Here is a 1,642-nt window from a genome sequence, read left to right as displayed (position 1 = left end):
CCCGCAACCAATCAAATTTGATGAAATAAAGCAGTACGGTGACGCGGGGTGGAGCAGCCTGGTAGCTCGTCGGGCTCATAACCCGAAGGTCGTCGGTTCAAATCCGGCCCCCGCAACCAATACTTAGAATGCTGATAAACCGCAATGTGTTCCACAAATTGCGGTTTTTTGTATTTAAAAACTTCGTTCGCTGAACTCACAACACGTTTTTTATCTCCCTTCCTGCGAAGTAATCAATTATCGACTGGGCAACGTGTGTACCGGTTTGCTGGTATGACTCAACGGTGGCGGCCGCAATATGCGGCGTTGTAATGATATTTTTGGCATGTAGCAGTGGGCTAAATTGCGCCAACGGTTCAGAGCTAAACACATCCAGCGCCGCAAACACATTTCGTTCTTCAATCACCTGTAGTAAAGCGCCCTCATCCAGCAACTTTCCCCTTGCGGCATTGATGATTAGAGCACCATTGCGCATCATCGACAAATATTTATGACTAATGAAGTTCTCCAGCTCAGGAGAAAAAGGCAAAAGAACAATGATGACATGCGACTGCATAAAGATATCTTCAATTGATACAAACTGAACTCCAACTTTGTCAGCAACCTGATAATCGGGTTGTTTGTCATAAGCTAAAAGCTCAACATCAAAACCGGATAACCTTTTTGCCAGGGTTTTACCTATATTGCCGTAGCCAACCATGCCAATCCGTTTGCCTTGTAATTCATAGCCATGCGACTCACCCCAGTAGCCATTTTGCATCGCATGATAGCTGCCGGGAATATTTCTCATGCTCGCGAAGATAAGTCCAATGATAAATTCCGCGACAGCATTTGAATTAATCCCAACCGCATTATTGACTACAATACCGGATTGTTGTGCTGCACGAAGATCAATATTATCTATCCCCGTCCCGAATCTCGATATTATTTTCACACCAGGCAGCAATGATAGCGTGTCCGCCTGATAACAATCTTTTCCGGCGATGACCGCGCAAATAGATTCTCGTAATGCAGTGGATTCTGATTTAAGCAGATGCTCCACATTATTCTTAATAATAAGATTAAAATTATTCTCTCTTAGCAACTTGCTGGCGGAAACACAGCGTGCTGAAAAGCTGGGGACGGTGACCAGAACATTTTTCATAGCTGACACTCACTTCAATGAACGCCACCCCAAAAGATGGCGTGACCGGTCACTGTATTTATACTTTGAAATTATGAATTTGCTTTAATGCCGAGTGCACCTCCTGGATGATATAAGCCGAAATCAGCACGAGTAAATTTTTTCAATTCAGAGAGTGCAAGCGCCACCGCATCACCAACAACCAGAACAACAGTAGACGAGCATGACGGTGCTAAACCTAAAGGTAATGACTCCAACTTACTGATAGTGTTTTATGTTCAGATAATGCCCGATGACCTTGTCATGCAGCTCCACCGATTTTGAGAACGACAGTGACTTCCGTCCCAGCCTTGCCAGATGTTGTCTCAGATTCAGATTATGTCGCTCAATGCGCTGAGTGTAACGCTTGCTGATAACGTGCAGCTTTCCCTTCAGGCGTGATTCATACAGCGGCCAGCCATCCGTCATCCATACCACGACCTCAAAGGCCGACAGCAGGCTCAGAAGACGCTCCAGTGT

General features: G+C 45.4%; 2 protein-coding genes and 1 tRNA gene. 1 reads left to right on the top strand and 2 read right to left on the bottom strand.

Translation table 11 applies throughout. The annotated features are described in order from the left end of the window. Positions 1 to 42 precede the first annotated feature (42 nt). Positions 43 to 119, top strand: a tRNA-Met gene (locus BHE85_RS14850). Between the two features lie 77 nt (positions 120 to 196). Here BHE85_RS14850 and BHE85_RS14845 read toward each other — a convergent pair. Together BHE85_RS14845 and BHE85_RS14835 are read right to left on the bottom strand one after the other, a co-directional pair. Continuing rightward, the gene (locus tag BHE85_RS14845) at positions 197 to 1,144 is read right to left on the bottom strand and encodes a phosphoglycerate dehydrogenase (RefSeq protein ID WP_001341841.1); all 948 of its coding nucleotides are present in this window, start codon (positions 1,142 to 1,144) and stop codon (positions 197 to 199) included. Positions 1,145 to 1,381: 237 nt separating this feature from the next. After that, positions 1,382 to 1,642: IS1 family transposase (locus BHE85_RS14835; RefSeq protein ID WP_000317683.1), on the bottom strand; the 261-nt coding region annotated here is incomplete at its 5' end.

The sequence above is a fragment of the Shigella sp. FC1567 genome (assembly GCF_001743015.1).
In the GTDB taxonomy this organism is placed as follows: domain Bacteria; phylum Pseudomonadota; class Gammaproteobacteria; order Enterobacterales; family Enterobacteriaceae; genus Escherichia; species Escherichia coli.
This window is presented reverse-complemented; position numbering and strand designations above follow the sequence as displayed.